The organism is Streptomyces klenkii, assembly GCF_003626645.1.
GTDB classification, from domain to species: Bacteria; Actinomycetota; Actinomycetes; order Streptomycetales; family Streptomycetaceae; genus Streptomyces; species Streptomyces klenkii.
This window is the reverse complement of sequence record NZ_RBAM01000001.1, coordinates 908,513-927,105: the sequence shown is the minus strand read 5'-3', so window position 1 is coordinate 927,105 and position 18,593 is coordinate 908,513. Positions and strand designations below refer to the sequence as shown.

Genomic DNA, 18,593 nt, shown 5'->3' with positions numbered 1-18,593 from the left:
TTTGTGCCCCTCCTGCTCGGTCAACCGACGAACCCTGACCGGTGCTGCCATCCCCGCCCCTCGCTGGTCGTTGCTTCCTACCAGCACAACGAGCACCCCGGCGAACCAATGCGGTCACAGCACTAGCTGAGGATCCAGGCTATGGCCGCGACGGCTAGGACGCCGAGGAGCCAGATGGAGCAGCCTGCCTTGGGGTTTCGGCCTCGGACCCATGTGGGTTTGACTCTGACGCCGTCCTTCCGAACGTAGCCCTTGCGGTGATGCTTGGCCATTCCGCCCCCTCCCTGATTGAGTCGGTTGATTCCAACTTGGGTGGAGATTGCCGGTTCAGGGGTGTACGCGGCGATACAATCGCTGGCCGTTGTGCTCGTGACTGCGGGCGCGGGTGGGTTACTGATCGGCCCACGGGGTGCCGACGGGCCCGGTCGTGTGCAGAGCTGCTGGCTGACGGCGTGGTCTTGCCAAAGGTTTCCCGGCTCGGTCTGGGCCGGAGTGGTTCGAGCTGGAGGAAGGGGACGGATTCCAACACCTTCTGTTCGACACCGTCGCTGTGACCCGCGGTGCCCTGTGATGGTCGCGTGGTGGCCGTGGCCCAACGCCGGCGTGGCCTCGAGTTGGTGGCAGATGATCGCCCTCGGGCATCGCGTTCGTTGGACGTAGGATTCGCAGTGTGTCCTCCGCGTATGTAGAGCGTGCATCCCAGCTGCCCGGTGCCGTTGTGTGGACACGAGGATCCGCCGGGCATTCAGGTGATGGTGAGGCGGCGTCCGTGCTGCCGGACGGCTGCATGGACTTGCTGTGGACCGAGGGGCGGCTGCTCGTCTCCGGACCCGACACGGCCGCTTACCGCCCCGGCCCCGGCGAACGGGGCCTGTGGGTGGGGGTCCGATTCCCTCCCGGAATCGCGCCGACTCTGCTCAGCGTCCCCGCGCACCAGTTGCGCGACCGGCGCGTGGACCTTGCCGACCTCTGGCCCGCCTCCAGGACACGCCGCTTCGCCGAACGTGTCGATAGAGCGCCTGATCCGGCCGCCGCCCTCGAGGAACTGGCGCTACGCCTCGCGGCCGATGCCCCACCCCCCGACCCGCTTCTGCGTGCGGTCGTGGCATCGCTGGAGGCCGGCCGCTCGGTCACGGCGACCGCCGGGTCGGTGAGTCTCGGCACCCGACAGCTCCACCGCCGTTCCCTGACCGCCTTTGGCTACGGTCCCAAGACCCTTGCCCGCGTCCTGCGCCTGCAACGTGCCCTCGCGCTGGCCCGTGCCGGCGTTCCCTTCGCGGAGACGGCGGCCCGGACGGGCTTCGCGGACCAGGCCCATCTGGCGCGCGATGTGCGGGAGCTAACGGGCGAGCCGCTGACCGACCTGGCGGGCCGGTAGTTCAAACGGCCGCGTCCACCGGCAATGCGAACAAATCGACCGCCGACGGCATGCGGGCTTTGAACAGCGACGGCCGGCTCCGGAGGGCATCCCACGGCTCAGGAGACGGCCGGCTCTCTGGGGTCGAGCTGCATTCCGGAGGCGTCCGGCGTCCGCTCGTACAGCTCGACCGGATCCTGGTGTTCCAGCTGCGCGATCCTGGTGATGCCGACCACAGGGCTGGGCAGGCTCACGTCGAAGGCTCCGCCGGGGGAATGTTGTGGTTGATCCGGAACATGTTGCCGGGGTCGTAGCGGGCCTTGATGGCCCTCAGCCGGTCGAAGTCAGCCGGGGCGTAGGCAGCACGGACGCGGGCCAGGCTGGTGTCCTCAACGCCCGCGAAGTTCAGGTTGGTACCCCCGGTGCTCCAGGGGCGCAGCCCTGCCAGCAGGTCATCGCGTCGCCGGAGATTCTCTGTTTCCGGGCCGGTGCCCGTAAAGAGGGTGAAGGCTGCGTTGCGTCCGCCGACGCAGTTGGGGACTTGGGGCGAGCGGGCGTAGGCGCCGCCGAAATGTCGCAGTTCGGTAACGAATGGCGCCTTCGCGTCCGGTCCGGCCAGGGTGACGATGGTGTTGACGGCGTCGCCCGTCAGTTCGCTCAGCAGCAGGTTGCGGTCGTAGGAGACGTACGGCATAGAGGTGGGTTCGTGGTGAATCGTGCCGACCTCGGCGTAAGGCATGTCCCGCACGGTGTCCAGGAGGGCCGGGCCGAGGTCGCGAAGCGGCCGCACCAGGCGCTCGCCGTCCGCCATATCGCCGCTGTAGGCGATTCGGAGATGGGTGATGAATCGCCCGCGCAGCGGCTCCGGAACATCGGGCAGGTCGGGGTTGCGGACCAGCAGCACTGAGGAAGCCATTTCCTCGGGCACCTGCCGGACCCAGTCGGCGTAGGCGTGCAGCACCTCAGCCGTGGATTCGCCCGGAAAATAGAGCCCGCCTCCGTAGAGCCGCGAGACCGGGAAAAGGTCGACTTCCATGCCCACGACCAGGCCGAAGTTGTCCTTGCCGCCGCGTACCGCCCAGAACAGGCCGGGGTCGGACTCCGCCGTCACCTCACGCAACCGGCCATCGGCGGTGACCAGGCGCAACCGCCGCACGTGATCGGCAGCGAAACCGAAGCGGCGGCCCAGCAGCCCCGCGCCGCCGCCCACCAGGTAGCCGACCGCGCCCACGTTGGGACTCGATCCGTTCAACGGGGCCAGTCCGTGCGGGGTAGTCCGCTCCAGCACCTGCCGCCAGCGCGCCCCTGCCTCGATCCACGCCGTCGCGCGGGCCACGTCCACCCTCACGCCGTCCATCCGACGTGTGTTGACCAGCACAGCCCCGTCGGCGGACAGGGCCGGCCCGTGTCCTGTGGCCAGCACACCCACGGGCCGCTTCTGCCCTGCGGCCAGCCCTACCGCGGCCACCACATCCTGGTCGTCGGCCGCCTCGACCACGAAGGCCGGCCGCGACTCGACCGCCCGGTTCAGTCCCAGCCGCGCGTCGTCGTAGCCCGGCTGACCCGGCTGGAGGGCAAATTCGATGTCTGTGCTCATGCCCGCCATGCAACCAGGCAGGTCAAGGCACATCTTGAAAGAATCGGACATGCCCTGAACGACGAGCCGGGTGAGCCTTGGTCCCACTGGCTGACGGGTGCTGAGGTGACCGGTCCCCTGCTCCGGGTGGCCGTCGAGGGCCGCAACGCGGGTGGTGGCCGGTCATCAGCTGAGGAGTGTGAGAAGGCGGTCCGAGTCGGTGCGATCCGGCAGGACGTGGTCGGCTCCGTCGGCCTCCAGGATCGCGACTGCGCTTCAAGCTGCGGCTTACCTCCCGCCCGGAGGTCCCGCTGTTCCTGATCCTCTCGCTGGGCCGCCAGGACTCGCCCTTCGAACTGGATGAGCACGAGTTGCGGCTGAACGGCGAGAAAGTCGGGGAGGTCGACGGCATCGAGGACGACGACGCGGTGCTGGGCTACTGGCGAGGCGGCACCCGGAAGCTCACCTTGAACTCCAACGCCCGCAGCCAGTGCACCAGCTACGTGTTCTGCCCCAACACCCTCGAGGACGCGTTACCGAAACGGGGATGGTCAACGCGGCGCGACCGTGCGGCGCCGTGTGCGGCAGGTGGCGCCCGGGGCCGAATCCGGGTGTGGTGGAGTTGACGATCGCCCTGTACCGGGGGTTCGGCTTCCCTCGTGATGCTCTCGTCTTCGGCATCGGGCACCAGGGTTACGTCCACAGACCGCTGGCGAGGAGACAGGCGGGCTTCGGCGCGCTGCGCCAACCCGGTGCAGGTCGAGCAGCCGCAAGCGGCTCGGAGCGGCGGGGCGGCACTGCGCCGGTTCAGCCGCGGATCCTCCGCTCTTCTCCTGGGCTCGGGCGATGCGCTCGATCGGCACATCGGCAGGGAGGGATGCACGCCTTCTCCTGTCGGCGTGTGGCGTTGAGGCTGCCGAGCAGGGACAGTGCTTCGGCGCTGGGGCTTGCCGGTTCCGCGTGGTAGATCACGACCTGCTGGCCATGCGCTCCGCGTACGTCGAAGGAATGGTAGGTGAGTGAGAGAGTCCCGACTTCGGGGTGGATGAGCTCTTTGGCGCCGTGGGCCTTTCCGTAGACGGTGTGCGAATGCCAGAGCGTGGCGAATTCCTCGCTCGTTTCGGTGAGGGAGCTCACCAGGTCGTGCAGACGTGGGTAGTGCGGTTGGAGACCGGTGGCCTGGCGCAGGCTGGAGACGACCGCCTCGGCCGCACGGTGCCACTGTGCGTAGAAGCTGCGGCCTGCCGGGTCGAGGAAGGTCATGCGGGCCAGGTTGTCCGCTCTCTCGAACGGAGAGAAGAGCGCGTCGGCCAGGCTGTTCGCGGCCAGGAAGTCCAGGGCCGGGTTGAGGACGAATGCGGGGGTGTTCGCGTACCCGCTCAGCAATTGGTTCAGCATCGGGCTGACCGTCTCTCTCGGCTGTGTCCGGTGACCGTCCGGCAGGGTGTCCGCCAGTCGGTACAGATGGTCACGTGCCTGCTGATCCATGCGCAGGGCGTCGCTGATCGCGTCGAGGATCTGTGGTGAGGGGTTCTGCTCACGGCCTTGTTCCAGGCGGGCGTAGTAGTCGCTGTTCATGCCGGCCAGCACGGCCACCTCCTCCCGCCGCAGGCCTGCCACCCGGCGTCGGCCGTAGGAGGGCAGTCCTGCGTCGCCGGGGCGCAGGCGTGCACGGTGTGCGCGAAGGAAGTCGCCGAGAGAGTTGCTGGTCACTTCGTCAGACTAGACCGCTCCCCGGCTGTGTTCCTGGGTGCGTCGTACCCAGGAACCACCTGCCCTGGCCGGCTCTTCCGGCGAAGCCCAGACTCCGGAGAAGGAGCTGGACGGAGGTGCGGAAGGGCGCGGCGAGTGAACGGCCGAGCCCTCTGCCCGACGGCACCGGTCTCGGCGCCACGGGCGAGGTCCGTGGCGTGTGCGCGTGTGCTCCGCCGCGAGCACCCCGTTCCCTGCAAGGAGGAAAAGCATGACGCAGACCACCAAGGTGGTGGCCATCACCGGTGCGAGCAGCGGTATCGGTGAGGCGACCGCACGCCGTCTGGCCGCCGGCGGGCACCGGGTCTTTCTCGGCGCTCGCCGTACCGGCCGACTGGAGCGGCTGGTCGAAGAGATCACCCGGGAGGGCGGCACCGCCGCCTTCCGCAAACTGGACGTCACCGACGCGGCGGACACGCGCACGTTCGTCGATGCGGCGCTTGCCGAGTACGGACGGGTCGACGCCGTCGTGAACAACGCGGGTCTGATGCCCCTTTCCCCACTGGCAGCACTCAAAACCGAGGAATGGAACCGCATGATCGATGTGAATGTGCGGGGAGTCCTGCACGGAATCGCCGCTGCCCTGCCCGCGATGCGCGCACAGGGCGGCGGGCACTTCGTGAACATCGCCTCCGTCGGCGCGTACGAGGTCTCGCCCACCGCTGCCGTCTACTGCGCCACCAAGTTCGCCGTCCGCGCGATCTCCGAGGGGCTGCGCCAGGAGTCCGCCGGGGACATCCGGGTCACGCTCGTCTCTCCCGGCGTGACCGAATCCGAACTCGCCGACAGCATCTCCGACCCGGAAGCCAGGGAAGCGATGCAAAGCTACCGCGCCGTAGCACTGCCCGCCTCGGCCATTGCGGAGGCCATCGCCTACGCCCTTTCCCAGCCTCCGGAAGTCGACGTGAACGAAATCGTCGTCCGTCCGGCGGCAAGCGCCCAGTGAGTCTTTTCAGCGTCGCCTCTCCAGGGTGAGTGCGGCCTTGGCAATGACGGTCATGCGGTTGGGGCTGATGCGTGATCTGCGGAAGATCTGCCAGGACTTCAGCCGTGCCATGCCGCGTTCGACGGGCGCTCCGGCCTGGGCGAGGGTGCGGTTGACGGTGCGCTGGGTGAGGCTGAGTTCACCGCGCGGTGGGCGTTTGAGTCCGGTGGTGACCCACGGGCCGGCGCCCTGGTAGGCGCGGTCGGCGAGGATTGGTACGCCCTGACGCTCGCAGATCCGGATGATGCGGTGGGTGCGGGCCGCGGTCAGGTCGTGAGTACGGCCCGGCAGCGCGGGCGAGATCCACAGCACTTCCCCGGCGGGGTCGGTGACGACCTGGGTGTGCACGCCCTGCCGGCGGTGCTTGGCGGAATAGTCGGCCCGGCTGCCGCCCACGCGGTCGCACTCGGCGAGGGGCCCGTCCAGCAGGACGAAGTCCGGGGTGTTCTCGCGCAGCGTCTTGAGCAGAATGGGAACGCCGGAATCCGGAAGTCCGGAGTCTGCGTCCCGGAATCCGTAAGCCCAAAGTGACGACTCGTCATCTTGTTGCGCCCGCTTGTCCCGGCGGGTCGTGATCCGCTCCGGGGGCCACGGAAGTGGATCAGTGCTTGAAGTCATCTGCACCATGTCCCTTTCGCCTCTGCACTCCCGGCAACCGCAGCCGCCCCAGCCGCCCCAGCCCCGCCGGGGGCGATATCGCGACGTCCGCGGACGGCCGTCCCGTTCCCCAGGGGCCTCACCCCCTCGCGCCCCCGAAGGTATTCGCGGTGAGGCATGAACCGCCTCCCGCGTCAGCGCCCTTTATGCGCTGATTTAACCATTGGCCGGATGCAATCACTTCAGTTCAGGTGTTGTCGGCATATGCATGAGGAGCTGTTCCGCACATGCCATGATGCCGCCCGGTTCCACGCCCACTCGTCGCCCATGTCCGGGGAGAAGAACCCATGGCGTTATCGCTCGACGAGCTGCTCGACCTGTTCCCCGACTCCGGTGGGGACTTCCTCCTGCCCGTCGACCGGCTCCGGGACATCCCCGGCATCGGCCCGCTGCTGGAGACCTGGCTGGCGTCGTCCGACCTGACCGTGGGCGGCGCCATCCCCAACCGCGGCGAAGTGACCGTCCAGGGCACGTACTCCTTCACCCTGGTCGAAGGCCCCTGCCCCGTCCTCGTCTCGTTCACCGTGGACGCCGCCATGCTGGTCACCGGGATGGCGCTGGACTTCGCCCTCCCGGCGACGGAGGACGACGCCGGTGAAGAGGACTCCTTCGCCCCGCACCTGGTGCTGTCCGCGAGCGGGCAGGGGCTGTCCGCCGCGCTCGTGCTGAAGTTCTCCGACGCGGACGACAAGCCCAAGGAGATGACGTTCACCGCCACCTTGGACGGCACGACGGTGATCGGTGACTGGTCGTCCGATGACGGCCTGTCCTGGAACGACGTCGCGCACGCGATCGGCTCCGCCCCCGCCGACCTGCCCGACCAGCTGGTCCCCGTGCTCAAGCAGGTCGCGTTCGCCTACGACAAGCGCAAGAGGGCATTCGTTTTCTCGGCCGCCACCGAGTACGTGCAGCTCGCCTTCGCCTCGCTGCCGCACCGGGCCGGCACGGGCGCCACGGGGCCCCGTATCCGCGTCGTCCTGCTACAGGGGAAGTACGAGGCGGGCCTCGCCGACCTGCCGTCGATCGGTGACCACGCCCCGGTCGAGGACGACCTGGTCTTCGCCGGGCTCCAGGCCTTCCACCTCTCCGCCGCGCTCAAGGCCCGCAAGGTCAAGGCCCTCAACGACCTGATGGCCAACACCGGTGTCAACCTGGGCCTGCCCAGCCGCAACCTCACCGCAGGTGCCTCGCTGGCCGTCACCGCCGGCGTCGCCACGACCGTCAAGAACTACGCCCTCGTCTATCCGCTGCGCCGCAAGCAGCCGGTACCAGGGCCGGGGCCGGTCCCGACGCCCCCGCCCAGCCTGCCGGCCGTCGTGCAGGAGGATCCGGACGACATCCCCGCGCAGGCCAGCATCCCCGTCGGCGCGACATTCGGCCCGCTGCGGGTGTCCGAGATCGGCCTGTCCTACGCGAACGGCACGGCGCGGATCACCATCGACGCCACGGTCGACGCCGGCGGGATCGAGCTGAGCGCGTCCGAACTCGGTTTCGCCATCGGCCTGGACCACGGCGACTGGACCTTCCGGGCCACCCTCAGCGGCCTGGGCCTGTCCTACGACCGGCCGCCCGTCAAGATCGGGGGCGCCTTCCTCGTCAAGGAGTCCGAGCCTCCCTACGACATGCTGTTCGCGGGCATGGCCGTGATCGAGGCGCGGTTCGCCGCCGTCAAGGTGCTCGGCGCGTACGCCCGGGCCGAGGGCGGCTACCCGTCGCTGTTCCTGTACGGGGTCCTCGGGGGCCGCAAGGGGATCGGTCCGCCCCCGTTCCAGGTGCGCGGGATCGCCGCCGGCTTCGGCTACAACAGCTCCGTCCGGCTTCCGGCGCCGGCCCAGACGCCGGAGTTCCCGTTCATCTCCGAACTCGGTCACGGGGGTGTGGAGCGCCCGCCCCTGGAGGTGCTGGACGACCTGCTCGACGGCACCGGTGGCCGGCCCCCGTGGCTGAGCCCGGCGGCCGGACAGGTGTGGTTCGCCCTCGGCATCGACTTCACCGTCTTCCAGCTGGTCGACGGCCAGGCGCTGGCGATCGTCGAGTTCGGCGACGACTTCACCGTCGCCGTCCTGGGCCTGGCCACGGCCGCGTTCCCCGTCCGGCGGCGCGGCTCCGGCGGAAAGACGTACGCCCAGGTCCAGCTCGCGATGCAGGCGCTGTACACCTCGCGCGACAGCATGCTGGCGCTGGCCGCGGAGCTCACGCCCGAGTCGTACGTCCTGGACCCCGAGTGCCGGCTGACAGGCGGCCTGGCCTACCGCACCTGGTTCGGCGGGCCGCACAAGGGCGACTTCGTGTTCACCCTCGGCGGCTACCACCCCGCGTTCGCGGCCGAGCTGCCCGATCACTACCCCGTCGTGCCGAGGCTCGGCTTCACATGGGGCATCTCCGACGTCGTCACCGTACGCGGCGAGGCGTATTGCGCGCTGACCCCGTCGGCGCTCATGGCCGGCGGCCGGCTCGAGGTGTCGTTCCACTCCGGCATCGTCGAGGCCTGGCTGGTCGCCAGGGTGGACGCCCTGGTCCAGTGGAATCCCTTCTACTTCCGGCTCGGCATCGGCGTCCGCATCGGCTTCGCGGTCGACCTGTGGCTGTTCACCGTACGCGGCGAGGTCGGCGTCGACCTCGACGTGTGGGGCCCGCCCGTCGGCGGCATTGCGACCGTGCACCTGTGGTGCATCGACTTCGACGTGGCGTTCGGGGCGAGCGGCGAGCGCAAGCCCGATCCCATCCCCTGGAGCGAGTTCCAGGAGCAACTGCCCGCGCGCGACCAGATGCTGCGCATCACACCGCTCACCGGCATCCTGCCCGAGGACGAGAGCACGCGTGCCCGCCGTGCGAACGCCGGTGACGACCGCTGGGTGGTCTCCGCCGACGGCTTCTCCTTCGCCACGTCCACCGCCCTCCCGGCGTCGCACGCCACGGCGGGGTCACGGCAGGTGAGCGGCAAGGCCCTCGACATCCGGCCCATGCAGGCCACCGGGCAGTCGTCCGTCCACCGCCTCACGGTGCTCCTCGGCGGCGACCCGTTCGACCCGTTCGACCCGGACATCCCGGAGCAGCGCCGCTGGCTGCTCGAAGCGGTCAAGGACAACGTCCCGGAGGCGCTGTGGGGCACGGGCGACCCTGCGGATGAGGACTTCACGCCGGACCCGATCATCGAGGACCAGCTCACCGGGCTCGGCGTCACCGTGCCCAAGCCCGTGGACGGGCCGACACCGGGCAGGATGACCGACGTCTCCCTCGGCTTCGAGCGGCTGGCCCCCAGCGACGCCCTGCCGATCAGCCCCGGGGACCGGCCCACCGGCCCCGTACCCCGGCCCTGGGAGCCGGGCGACGACCCCACCAGCATCGGGACGATCGCCGCCGGAGTCGCCACGACGACCGTGCCCGCCCGCGACGCGCTCTACGCCGAGCTGACCTCGCTGGGCCTCGCCCCGCCCTCGCACGACCGCCTGGACGACTTCGCCGCCCTTGCGGACAACACCTTCACCGCCGAACCCATGACGCTCAGCATGACGCTCGGCCCCGCAACGCTCTGACGCCCCCAACCGCGCGAGGGAATCCGCCATGACGCAGCCCGACGCTTCCGGGTCCGCCGGGGACGAGACCGAGACCCCCCGGTTCGACATCCACTTCCACGACGACCACGTCGCACCCGCCCCCGGGGGCCTCTACCGGCTCACGCTCGAACACGAGGTGTCCGGCGACAAGGTCGGAAGCGACAAACTTCCGCCGGTCCAGCAGGAATTCGAGATCCGGACGCCGCAGTTCACCATCGACGCGTCCTTCGTCCACGCCCTCCACCCCGCCCCCGCCGCGGTCGGCGCCTTCGACCGCGTCCTGCCGCACCTCACGCTCAACCGGCTCATCCTGCCCTGGGAGCGCGCCGTCAGCCCGGAGCTGACGGGTCTGCCCTGGATCGCCCTGCTCCTGTTCGCCGAAGAGGAGTTGCCCGGCGACCCCAAGGCCCAGGGCCGCACCGACACGAGGACCGTCCGCGAGTTCCTCTCCACCACGGACGGCGACGTCCTCCTCCCCCGCATCGACCTCGACGACGTCCCGCCCGAGCTGTGGGACAGCACGTGCACCACCCTCGACGTCCCGGCCGCCCTCTTCGCAGAGCTCGTACCCCGCCGGGCCGACCTGCCGTTCCTGTGTCACGTACGCAAGGTCCGGCCGTGGCAGCCGCCCGGGGCGGCCGCGGCCTCCGGCGAGACCCTGGAAATCGGCGACTACTCCGTCGTGGTCGCCAACCGCTTCCCCCGCACTGCCGGGCGCTACGCCGCCCACCTCGTCTCGCTGGAGGGGTTCGGCGACCACCTCGCCGGGCAGCAGCCCGCCCGGCCCGTCGTGCGCATGGTGTCCCTGTGGTCGTGGTCCTTCGAGGCACGGCCCGACCCCACCGGCCACTTCGACGCGCTGATCCGGCACATGGCCGAGGACCCGGCAGGGCTCGGACTGCGCCTGAGCCCCTCGCAGCCCGCGGGCGCGCGGACCGCCGCCACCGACCGACTCGATCTGGGCTACGCGCCCGTGGACTACGTCCTGCCGTCCGGGGAGCGCACGTTCGGCTGGTACCGGGGCCCGTTCACCCCGGTCGTGGCACCGGCCGTCCCCCGGCCCGCGGAGGGCTACCGGCAGGCGGACGAGGCACTCGTCTACCTCACGGACACCGGCGTCTTCGACCTCAGTTACGCCGCCGCCTTCACCCTCGGCCGGTCTCTCGCCCTCTCCGACGACACCCTGGCGGCCGCGCTGTCGGCGTTCCGGTCCCGGGCGCGCCGTATCGCCGGACGTGCACTGATGCGGACACGGACACCGCTGACCACGGCGCCGGGCCAGGCGCACGAGCGCTTCCACGAGCTGATGGCCGGCGGACTGGGGCACCGGCTGCACGCCGCGGCCACCACCCCGGCCGCTGAAGCGCGTACCGGCGGCGCGACGGCGCCACGGATCCGGGCCGGAGGCGTCCCCCGGCCCCCGGCCGTCGAGGCCCTTCTGGAGCGGTTGCGCGACGGCCGGGCACGGCAAGGGCTCCGGGCCGCGCTGTCCGCCCACCTCGCCCCGCTGATCAGCGCGGTCGACCAAGTAAAGCTGCTGACGGCGACGCCCTTGAGCCACCTGGTTCCCGACGCACGCATCCTGCCCCCCGAGAGTCTGCGCTTCTTCCACGTCGACCCGCAGTGGTGTACCGCCCTGCGCGACGGCGTACTGAGCACGGGCATCGGCACGTCGCTCGACGCTGCGTTCAACCGGCTCGCCCACGAGGCGCTGGACGATCCGCAACCGCTCACCGGGTTGCTCATGCGGTCCGCACTCGTACGGAACTGGCCCGACGTCGTCGTCGAGCCGCGTATCACCGGCAACAACGGCAAGCCGGAGCCGCTCACCGTCGTCCACCGAGTGATCGTCGGCCCGGACCTGCTGCTGTGCCTCTTCGAGGGTGTCCCCGAGGAGGTGCGGTTCCGCGAACCGCACGAGGGCATCCACTTCGGCGTCGACGAGGGCGAGCGCATCGGGTTGCGCAGGCTCACCGAGCCGGTCGGCGAGTCGCTCAGGCAATCGTTCCCGCCCGAGGGCGAAGAGGGCATCACCCGCTTCCTGCGTGCCGCCGGCGGCGACGGTGGCGGACCCGAGATCCTCGACCTCGCCGCGGGCGACGACCCCCTGGTCCCCGCCATGGCCGTGGCGCTGCGGGCCGCCGGGCAACTCGGCCCGGACGACCCGCTCTCCCCCGCCGCGTTCGCAGTGGAGCTCGTCAACGCGCCGCAGTGCATCACCTTCTCACCCTCCTCCGCCTCCGCTCCCGCCTTCGATCAGCCCGGCCGACAGTGAGGACCCGCACGATGAGCTCCCAGCCGCCCCTGATCGTCCCTGTCCAGGTGGACGCGTTCCTGGTGAACGAGCGCGTACGCAACAACCAGCCCCACCACCGCTGGTACGCCGACTTCGAGCAGCTCGACGAGCGGCAGCTGCCGGAGCCCGATCCGTTCCAGAGCGCGGCAGGCAAACCCAATCTCGGTGTTCACGTGCAGTGGCTGCTTCCCGACGCGCTGCGGCGCGGGCGGCAGGACGGCCCTGCCGGGAAGGTGGAGTTCCCGGTCGTTCCCAACCGCTGGCTCGTCGTCCGCTACAGCCGCCCGGCGGACCGGCCCGAGGAGACCCCGGCTGTGGCCGGCTGGGTCGTCGACAGCGACTACCTCGACTACGACGAGGGCACCAGCGCGTTCCTCGACCCCTTCGCGGACCGGCCGACGCCCACCTACATCGGCCGGGCCCACGACCTGGCCGACGGCCCCTGGACCGAACCCGAAGGGCGCCGGAAGTTCCTCACGGCGGTCGGGCCCGGCCTGCCGACCTTCGCCACGTACCAGCCGTACAGCGAGAACGTCTTCTCCCTCCACGACCCGCTGACCGGTCTCCCCGGCCCCGCCCTGCTCGGCTACGCCGTCGTCGGCTGGTACTCCGACCCCACGTGGGACGTGCTGCACGCCCCACCGGGCGGCGACGTCCGGGCACTGCTGGAGTCCCTGCGGTGGTCCACGACCGACTCCGCGGCGGCTCCCGCCCGGTCGTTCTACGCGGGCACCGCCCTCGGCCTCCACTGGAACCTCAAGGGCGACCCTCCGCAGCCGGGCAAGCCGGACGTGCGCGATGTCGACGTCGCCGTCGGGCACATCGTCACCGACGCCGAGACCGCCCTGATCCCGCCCGCGCTGAACGACCCCGAGGCGGCCCTGCTGTGGGAGGCGTTCACCTACGACCTGCTGGACGTCCTCGACGACGGCGGCGAAACGGCCCTCGACCAGGCCACCCGCCGCACCTGGTTCGACGCCGAACCGGGCGGCTACTCCTGGCGCATCGTCGACCGCCCCGCCCCGGACGGCGGCGCGTGGCCGCAGCGGACACCGGAGCAGATCGCCGAGGAGCGGCGCTGGCTGGCCGAGCTGAACCAGGTGCAGGAGGAGCACGACGCCGCCTCCCGCGAGCTCGCCCACGTCCAGCGCCGCCTGTACGGCCTGTGGTGGCTGCGCGGCCGTCCCAGCCGGCCCGCCGGCTGGGACGCGGCGTGCGACGCCCAGCTCAGTCCGGAACAGCCGGACTCACTGGCCCGGCGCGTCCAGGAGCAGATCGGCACCGTCTTCGGCGCGGGCGGCCTGCGCTCCCGCATCCCGTGGGGCGACACCGCCGAGAAGCTCGGCGACGAGGTCCGGATCTACGCTGAGGAGCACGGCCTCGCACCGGGCCGGGAGCTGCAACGGTGCGCCGACCCGGAGTTCCACAGCACCCCCGACCCGTCGGTCATCGTGCGCGGCGCCAAACTGGACCGGCAGCTCACCGACGAAAACGCCCTGCCCTGCCGGGTCCCCGGCGAGACCGTGACCGGCATCCGCATCGGCGGGGAGACGGTCCGGCCGCCCGACGACGTACCTGCTCCTCCGCTGCCCCAGCTGCCGGAGTCCGGCGTACTGCCCGCGCTCCTCGGGGAGTTCTTCCTCCTCGACCGCGCCGCCGTCACACCCGGCTCGTCATCCGACAAGACGGCTCTGGAGGAGGCGCTCGCCCACGAGGACACCCACATCGAGGGGACCGTCGCCCGGTGGACGCGGCTCTGGGCACAACCCTGGTCGCCGCTCCATCTCATCTGGCGGATGAAGTGCCACCCCACCCCGTACCGCAGCGGGGACGAGGACAACTGGCACTTCGACGGCACCCGCTACCGCTGGAACGGCCGCAACGTCGCTCCCGACGGCTTCGTCAACGGACGTGCCCTGCTCAACCCGCTGCCCTCCTTCAACACGCGCTCCCGCCTGACGCAGCACGCCCGCACCTACCGCAGCGGGCCCGTGGCCGAGCTCAAAGAGCTGCGCAGCAAGGCCGAGAACTGGGACGATCTTTCCCAGCGCATCCACGGCGTCAACAACTGGCTGGCACAGCATTCTCCCGCGACCGGCATCGCCCCCTCCTCCGACGACGAGCTCGCGCAACTGGTCGACACCAGCACTACCCGTGTCTCGCTGAGCGAGGTGCCGGATCCCGGTCCGGCCTCCGGATCCGAAGCCGCCACGGCCCGCGAGTTCCGCCCCGTCAGGGCCGGGCAGATCGCCTTCGAAGAGCTCCACGTGATCGACCGGTTCGGCCAGTCCCTGGCCGTCATCAGCCCGGACAACGTGGAACAGTTCAGGGTGGATCGCGCCGACAGCGTCACCCCCGGCATCCCCGTGATCCCCGACAACGCGTACCGGTGCATCGAGCTGCCGCCGCGCCTGCTCCAGCCCGCCCGGCTGCGCTTCGACTACGTTTCGGCCCGCGACGACCACCACCGCATCGACGTCGACGCCGGGCCGCGGGAGGCCGCGGGCGAGAGCCCGGTGTGCGGCTGGCTGATCGCCAACCACCTGTCCGGGTCCCTGCTGGTCCACGCCCCGGACGGCGGCGGGCTGGGCGAGATCCGGATCGTGCTCGACACCGCGCACCGGCAGGTCTCGACCTGGTACCCGCTGCCCGGCTCCGCCTACCCCGATCCCGATCCGGCGACGGACTCGGGGCGGGCCTTCGTCGCGGACCTGCCCCACCTGCACGGCTTCGTCACCGAGCTCCTGCGCGGCGGGGCACCGGCCTTCACCCAGCTGCTCTCCGTCGTCGACCGGGCCATGTCGGCGACCGCGCCCGGCGGGGACGACGACAGCCTCGCCGCCCTGGTGGGCCGCCCGATGGCGCTGCTCCGTTCGCGGCTGCGGTTCGAACTCAACGGTCCCGGGATGACGCCCTCGTCCTGGTGGGACGTCATCGAACCACCGGACGAGCCGGAGTTCACCGGCTACCTGTGGAACGTCCGGCTGGGAGCCGGGGACATGCTGGGCGACGGTCTGGTCGGTTTCTTCCGTGGCTCCGACTACGCGCGGCTGCACGCCGTCCCTGAGCCGGAGCCGCAGGCCGCGGACGCGGAGTACGTGGTTCCCATCGACGGCAGCGAAATCGCGCTGCCCGCGCGGCCGGCGGCCGCTCCCTCACCGGAGACCCGTGCCCGGGACGAGGAGACCGCCGCCTGGGTGACGCTCCTCGCCGACCCCTGGGCGGCCGTCCACGCCGTGACCGACATCCTGCCCGTGAGCCGGCTCCTCCTGCCGCCGACCTGGGTGCGCGAACCCTTGTCCCGCATGAAGCTGTCGTTCCGGACGGGCCCGCTGCTGGCGGGGACCCGCATGGTGACGGACGAACAGGGCAGCACGCCCACCGAGCACGTCGTCACGCCCGGCCCCTCCGGTTGGCGCGGTACGTGGGCCTGGGCCGAACCGGTGGCCGCGAGCCGGGCCGCCGTACCGGCCGAAGGCCCCGGAGCGTGGACCGTCCGCCCCCTCACCACCCCCGACGCGGCCCTCGCCCTGTCAGACGTCACACCTGCCGCCCGTACCGGCTTCCTACAGCTCAGCGGCGCGCTGGGCGAGACCGACGAGAGCCGGCAGCGCCCGCCCGGACAAGACCCGGCCCCGACCCACGGGAGCACGTCATGACCTCAGCGGCCACCACACTGTCCTACAGCGTCCACACCAGCCCGGCCCCGCTGCGCGTCGGCACGGAGGAGTCCCCCGCACACGCCACCGTACGCATCGCTCTCACCAACTCCGGCCCGGATCCCGTCCCCTGCGGCACGATCGCCTTCACGCTCCCGGTCGGCAGCGGACCCGAAGCGCTCACGGCCGCACCGGACACCATCAAGGCGTCCACGGACGACGCCGGCTGGTCGGCCGAGCACCGGGGCGACGGGGTCTTCCTCGTACGCCCGGCCGCGGACGGCACGGAGCTCAAGCCGGGCGCCCGGGTCGTGGTCACCCTCGCGGACGTCACGGTGAACCACGCGGTCGGCGCGGTCACGCTCGGCATCAGCGAGAGCGGGGGCACGGGCGGCGGCACGGCGAGCCTCCGGCGCGTGCCCGGCGGACTGCGGCTGGCCAAGGCGTCGCCGACCGCAATGCTGGAGGACTTCCGCCCGGACCAGGTCGACGTCCCCAACGGCGGGACGGTGAAGCTGACCTGGAAGTGCGAGGTGGGGCCCGACTACGAGCTCTTCTACGGCGACCAGCGCTGCCTGGTCAACGACTGGATCGACGACGACGGCAACGGCGAATGGATCTCGCCCGGCCTCACCAGCGCCACCGCGTTCATGATCCTGGGCTCCACGGTGCGGGACGGCATCCCCGTCACCTACGGCCTCACCACCGCTGTCACCGTCGACGTGCCTGACCTCGAGGTCGGCGACCTCGACGTCAACGGTTCCGTCCGCCTGTTCGGCCGGGCCGCGGAGATCGCCGGGGGCACGGAGAGCAGCCCGGCGGAGTACGAGGCCGACACCGACGGTGTGATCACCGGCTACATCAAGACCACGCAGGACCAGGTGCCTGCCGAGCTCAAAGTCTTCGTCACTCCGCCGGGACTGAGGCGGCAGCAGTTCGCCACGCAGTCGTGGGACGCGCGGGGCGGCACGCTCAACCAGGAGGCGAGCCTGTTCGTCCCGGTGCCCAAGGGCTCGCGCGTGCGGGTGGTCCAGAAGGGTGACACGAACTTCAGCGCCGCCCTGACCTGGTTCCCGTTCGGGGCGGGCTCCCTAACCCCTCCCCCTCAGTGATCCGTTCCGTTCCTTCCCGGCCGACCCCTGGAGTTCCCGTCATGATCGAGAGCACTGACAACACCGACCTCACGCCCCCGGGCGTCAACGCGGCGTTCAGCACCCCGGACTCGGGCCAGGCCCGGGCCTCCGTCTTCATGGTCCGCGGCGACTGGGCCGTCCGGCACGAGGCGGCGGCGGTGGCCCCGCCGGCCGAGGGCGGCGCCATGCGCGACCTGTGGCCCGGCCTGCCCGCCGCGTACCGGAACGGCTTCGACGCCGCCTGCTCGACGGACACCGCGCGCGTGTACCTGTTCAAGGGCGCGACCTGTGTGCTGTACGACTTCGTGCAGAACGCGACGGTGCCGCCGAACGCCTCCCCGGCGTCGATCGGCGACCGGTTCCCCGGGCTGCGCAAGGACGCACCGGACTTCGCGGAGGGCATCGACGCCGGCCTGCCGGCACCCGACGGCACGGTCTACTTCTTCCGCGGCAGCCGGTGCGTCAACTACGACATCGAAGGCGACGAGGTCCTGGAGCAGGGCACCATCGCCGACTTCTGGCACAACCCCGACCACCCCGACCCCGGCATCGCCGACGGCATCGCGGCGGCCTTCAACCACCCGGCCACCAGCAACGGATACCTCGTCACCCGGGACGGCAAGCGCTACGTCGAATGCGACACCGATCCCGCCCGGCACCGGGTCACCTCCGGCGCCAAAGTGCTGCGGGACCGGTGGCCGTACCGCACGTTCCTGACGCTGCTCGACGAGTTCAGCGGCCGGCTGTGGATCTTCGACGCCGACAGCGGGCAGACGATCAGGCAGGGTCAGACCGGCCGCAAACCCGGCGGTGTCGTGATCTCCCCCGACGGATTCCGGGTCCTGGCGACCACCCTGGGGGCCAGCGGAGGCACAGGGAGCCTCGTCCTCCTCGACATCACGGCGGGCACCCTCAAGACCGTGGAAGCGGGCAGGTCGCCGTACAGGGTGGCGGCCCTGCCGGACGGCTCCGCCGCCTACGTCACCGACACCTCGGACGAGGCGGTGTATGCGATCGACCTCGCCACCGGGAACGCACGTCGCCTTGACATCGGCCCCCGGCCCGAAGACGTCGTGGCCTCGCCGGAGGGCGATCGCGTCTACGTCGCCCGCGACGCCAACCCCGCCGTGGCGGTCGTGGACACCGCGCAGCACGCGGTCACCGGAGGGTTCGGCGGCGACAACACGGCGTCCTGCATGGCGCTCACCCCCGACGGCACCACCCTGGCCTTCGGCATCGTTCCCGTGAACATGGTGGCCGTCGCCAGTACCTCGGGCGGCGGCGAACCTCCCCTCGTCCCGGTCGGGCAGTCCCCGGAACAGCTCGTGGCGTCACCGGACTCCCGGTACGTGTACGTCGCCAACCGCGGTGCGGAGGTGAAGGTGATCGACGTCGCCGCCATCCGTGAGGTGACGCCCATCCGCGTACGCGACCGCTCGAACGCGATCGCGCTCTCACCGGACGGGGAGTACCTCTACGTGACCAGTCAGGGCGTCGACTCCGTGCAGAAGCTGCGGGTGTCCGACGGTGTGCAGGTCGGGGAGTTCGCCCTGGGATCGGCGCTGGAGCGCTACGCCTATCTCGCCATCGGCCCCGCCTGGGGCTGACGGAACAGCGGAGA

Annotated in this window: 10 protein-coding genes and 2 pseudogenes; 8 read left to right on the top strand and 4 right to left on the bottom strand. The window is 70.9% G+C overall.

The features are described from left to right. Positions 1–661: 661 nt before the first annotated feature. Entirely contained in the window at positions 662–1,378 is a 717-nt protein-coding gene (locus D7231_RS03355) for a helix-turn-helix domain-containing protein (protein WP_120753353.1), read from the top strand. Between the two features lie 98 nt (positions 1,379–1,476). Here the strand turns inward: D7231_RS03355 and D7231_RS37355 are convergent, their stop codons facing one another. Together D7231_RS37355 and D7231_RS03350 are read right to left on the bottom strand one after the other, a co-directional pair. Next, positions 1,477–1,611 (bottom strand): helix-hairpin-helix domain-containing protein, encoded by a 135-nt coding sequence (locus D7231_RS37355; RefSeq protein WP_241999537.1) that lies wholly within the window; start codon positions 1,609–1,611, stop codon positions 1,477–1,479. Then, complete coding sequence (locus D7231_RS03350) at positions 1,608–2,954, bottom strand: FAD-binding oxidoreductase (RefSeq protein WP_120753425.1); 1,347 nt, start codon at positions 2,952–2,954, stop codon at positions 1,608–1,610. The genes D7231_RS37355 and D7231_RS03350 overlap by 4 nt, the downstream gene beginning before the upstream one ends. 526 nt (positions 2,955–3,480) lie before the next feature. Between D7231_RS03350 and D7231_RS38425 the strand changes: the two are divergent. Further along, positions 3,481–3,675 (top strand): annotated as a pseudogene (locus D7231_RS38425) (1-deoxy-D-xylulose-5-phosphate synthase N-terminal domain-containing protein); the annotation flags it as partial. 65 nt (positions 3,676–3,740) lie between these two features. Here D7231_RS38425 and D7231_RS03335 read toward each other — a convergent pair. Beyond that, positions 3,741–4,646 carry a helix-turn-helix transcriptional regulator gene (locus D7231_RS03335; RefSeq protein ID WP_120753351.1) on the bottom strand — a complete coding sequence of 302 codons (906 nt, stop codon included), beginning with the start codon at positions 4,644–4,646 and terminating at the stop codon, positions 3,741–3,743. 250 nt (positions 4,647–4,896) lie between these two features. Here D7231_RS03335 and D7231_RS03330 point away from each other — a divergent pair, with 250 nt between their 5' ends. Beyond that, a complete protein-coding gene (locus D7231_RS03330) occupies positions 4,897–5,631 on the top strand; it encodes an SDR family oxidoreductase (RefSeq protein ID WP_120753350.1) in 735 nt (244 codons plus the stop codon). A 6-nt stretch (positions 5,632–5,637) separates the two neighbouring features. On the opposite strand, the pseudogene D7231_RS03325 reads toward D7231_RS03330, so the two are convergent. Beyond that, a pseudogene (locus D7231_RS03325) lies at positions 5,638–6,144 on the bottom strand (transposase family protein); the annotation flags it as partial. Between the two features lie 470 nt (positions 6,145–6,614). On the opposite strand from D7231_RS03325, the gene D7231_RS03320 reads away from it, so the two are divergent. From D7231_RS03320 to D7231_RS03300, 5 genes are read left to right on the top strand one after another with little or no spacing between them, the layout of a single operon-like run. Beyond that, entirely contained in the window at positions 6,615–9,863 is a 3,249-nt protein-coding gene (locus D7231_RS03320; RefSeq protein WP_120753349.1) for a DUF6603 domain-containing protein, read from the top strand. Between the two features lie 28 nt (positions 9,864–9,891). Next, the gene (locus D7231_RS03315; RefSeq protein ID WP_120753348.1) at positions 9,892–12,159 is read left to right on the top strand and encodes a hypothetical protein; all 2,268 of its coding nucleotides are present in this window, start codon (positions 9,892–9,894) and stop codon (positions 12,157–12,159) included. Between the two features lie 11 nt (positions 12,160–12,170). Next, on the top strand, positions 12,171–15,839 hold the full coding sequence (locus D7231_RS03310) for a hypothetical protein (protein ID WP_120753347.1): 3,669 nt from the start codon (positions 12,171–12,173) through the stop codon (positions 15,837–15,839). After that, positions 15,836–16,951 (top strand): hypothetical protein, encoded by a 1,116-nt coding sequence (locus tag D7231_RS03305; RefSeq protein ID WP_120753346.1) that lies wholly within the window; start codon positions 15,836–15,838, stop codon positions 16,949–16,951. The genes D7231_RS03310 and D7231_RS03305 overlap by 4 nt, the downstream gene beginning before the upstream one ends. Before the next feature lie 41 nt (positions 16,952–16,992). After that, complete coding sequence (locus D7231_RS03300; RefSeq protein WP_120753345.1) at positions 16,993–18,579, top strand: cell surface protein; 1,587 nt, start codon at positions 16,993–16,995, stop codon at positions 18,577–18,579. Positions 18,580–18,593 lie beyond the last annotated feature (14 nt).

Coding starts and splice junctions, on each gene's coding strand:
- D7231_RS03350 (WP_120753425.1), bottom strand. CDS start 2,954: ATGAGCACAGACATCGAATTTGCCCTCCAGCCGGGTCAGCCGGGCTAC.
- D7231_RS03330 (WP_120753350.1), top strand. CDS start 4,897: ATGACGCAGACCACCAAGGTGGTGGCCATCACCGGTGCGAGCAGCGGT.
- D7231_RS03320 (WP_120753349.1), top strand. CDS start 6,615: ATGGCGTTATCGCTCGACGAGCTGCTCGACCTGTTCCCCGACTCCGGT.
- D7231_RS03315 (WP_120753348.1), top strand. CDS start 9,892: ATGACGCAGCCCGACGCTTCCGGGTCCGCCGGGGACGAGACCGAGACC.
- D7231_RS03310 (WP_120753347.1), top strand. CDS start 12,171: ATGAGCTCCCAGCCGCCCCTGATCGTCCCTGTCCAGGTGGACGCGTTC.
- D7231_RS03305 (WP_120753346.1), top strand. CDS start 15,836: ATGACCTCAGCGGCCACCACACTGTCCTACAGCGTCCACACCAGCCCG.
- D7231_RS03300 (WP_120753345.1), top strand. CDS start 16,993: ATGATCGAGAGCACTGACAACACCGACCTCACGCCCCCGGGCGTCAAC.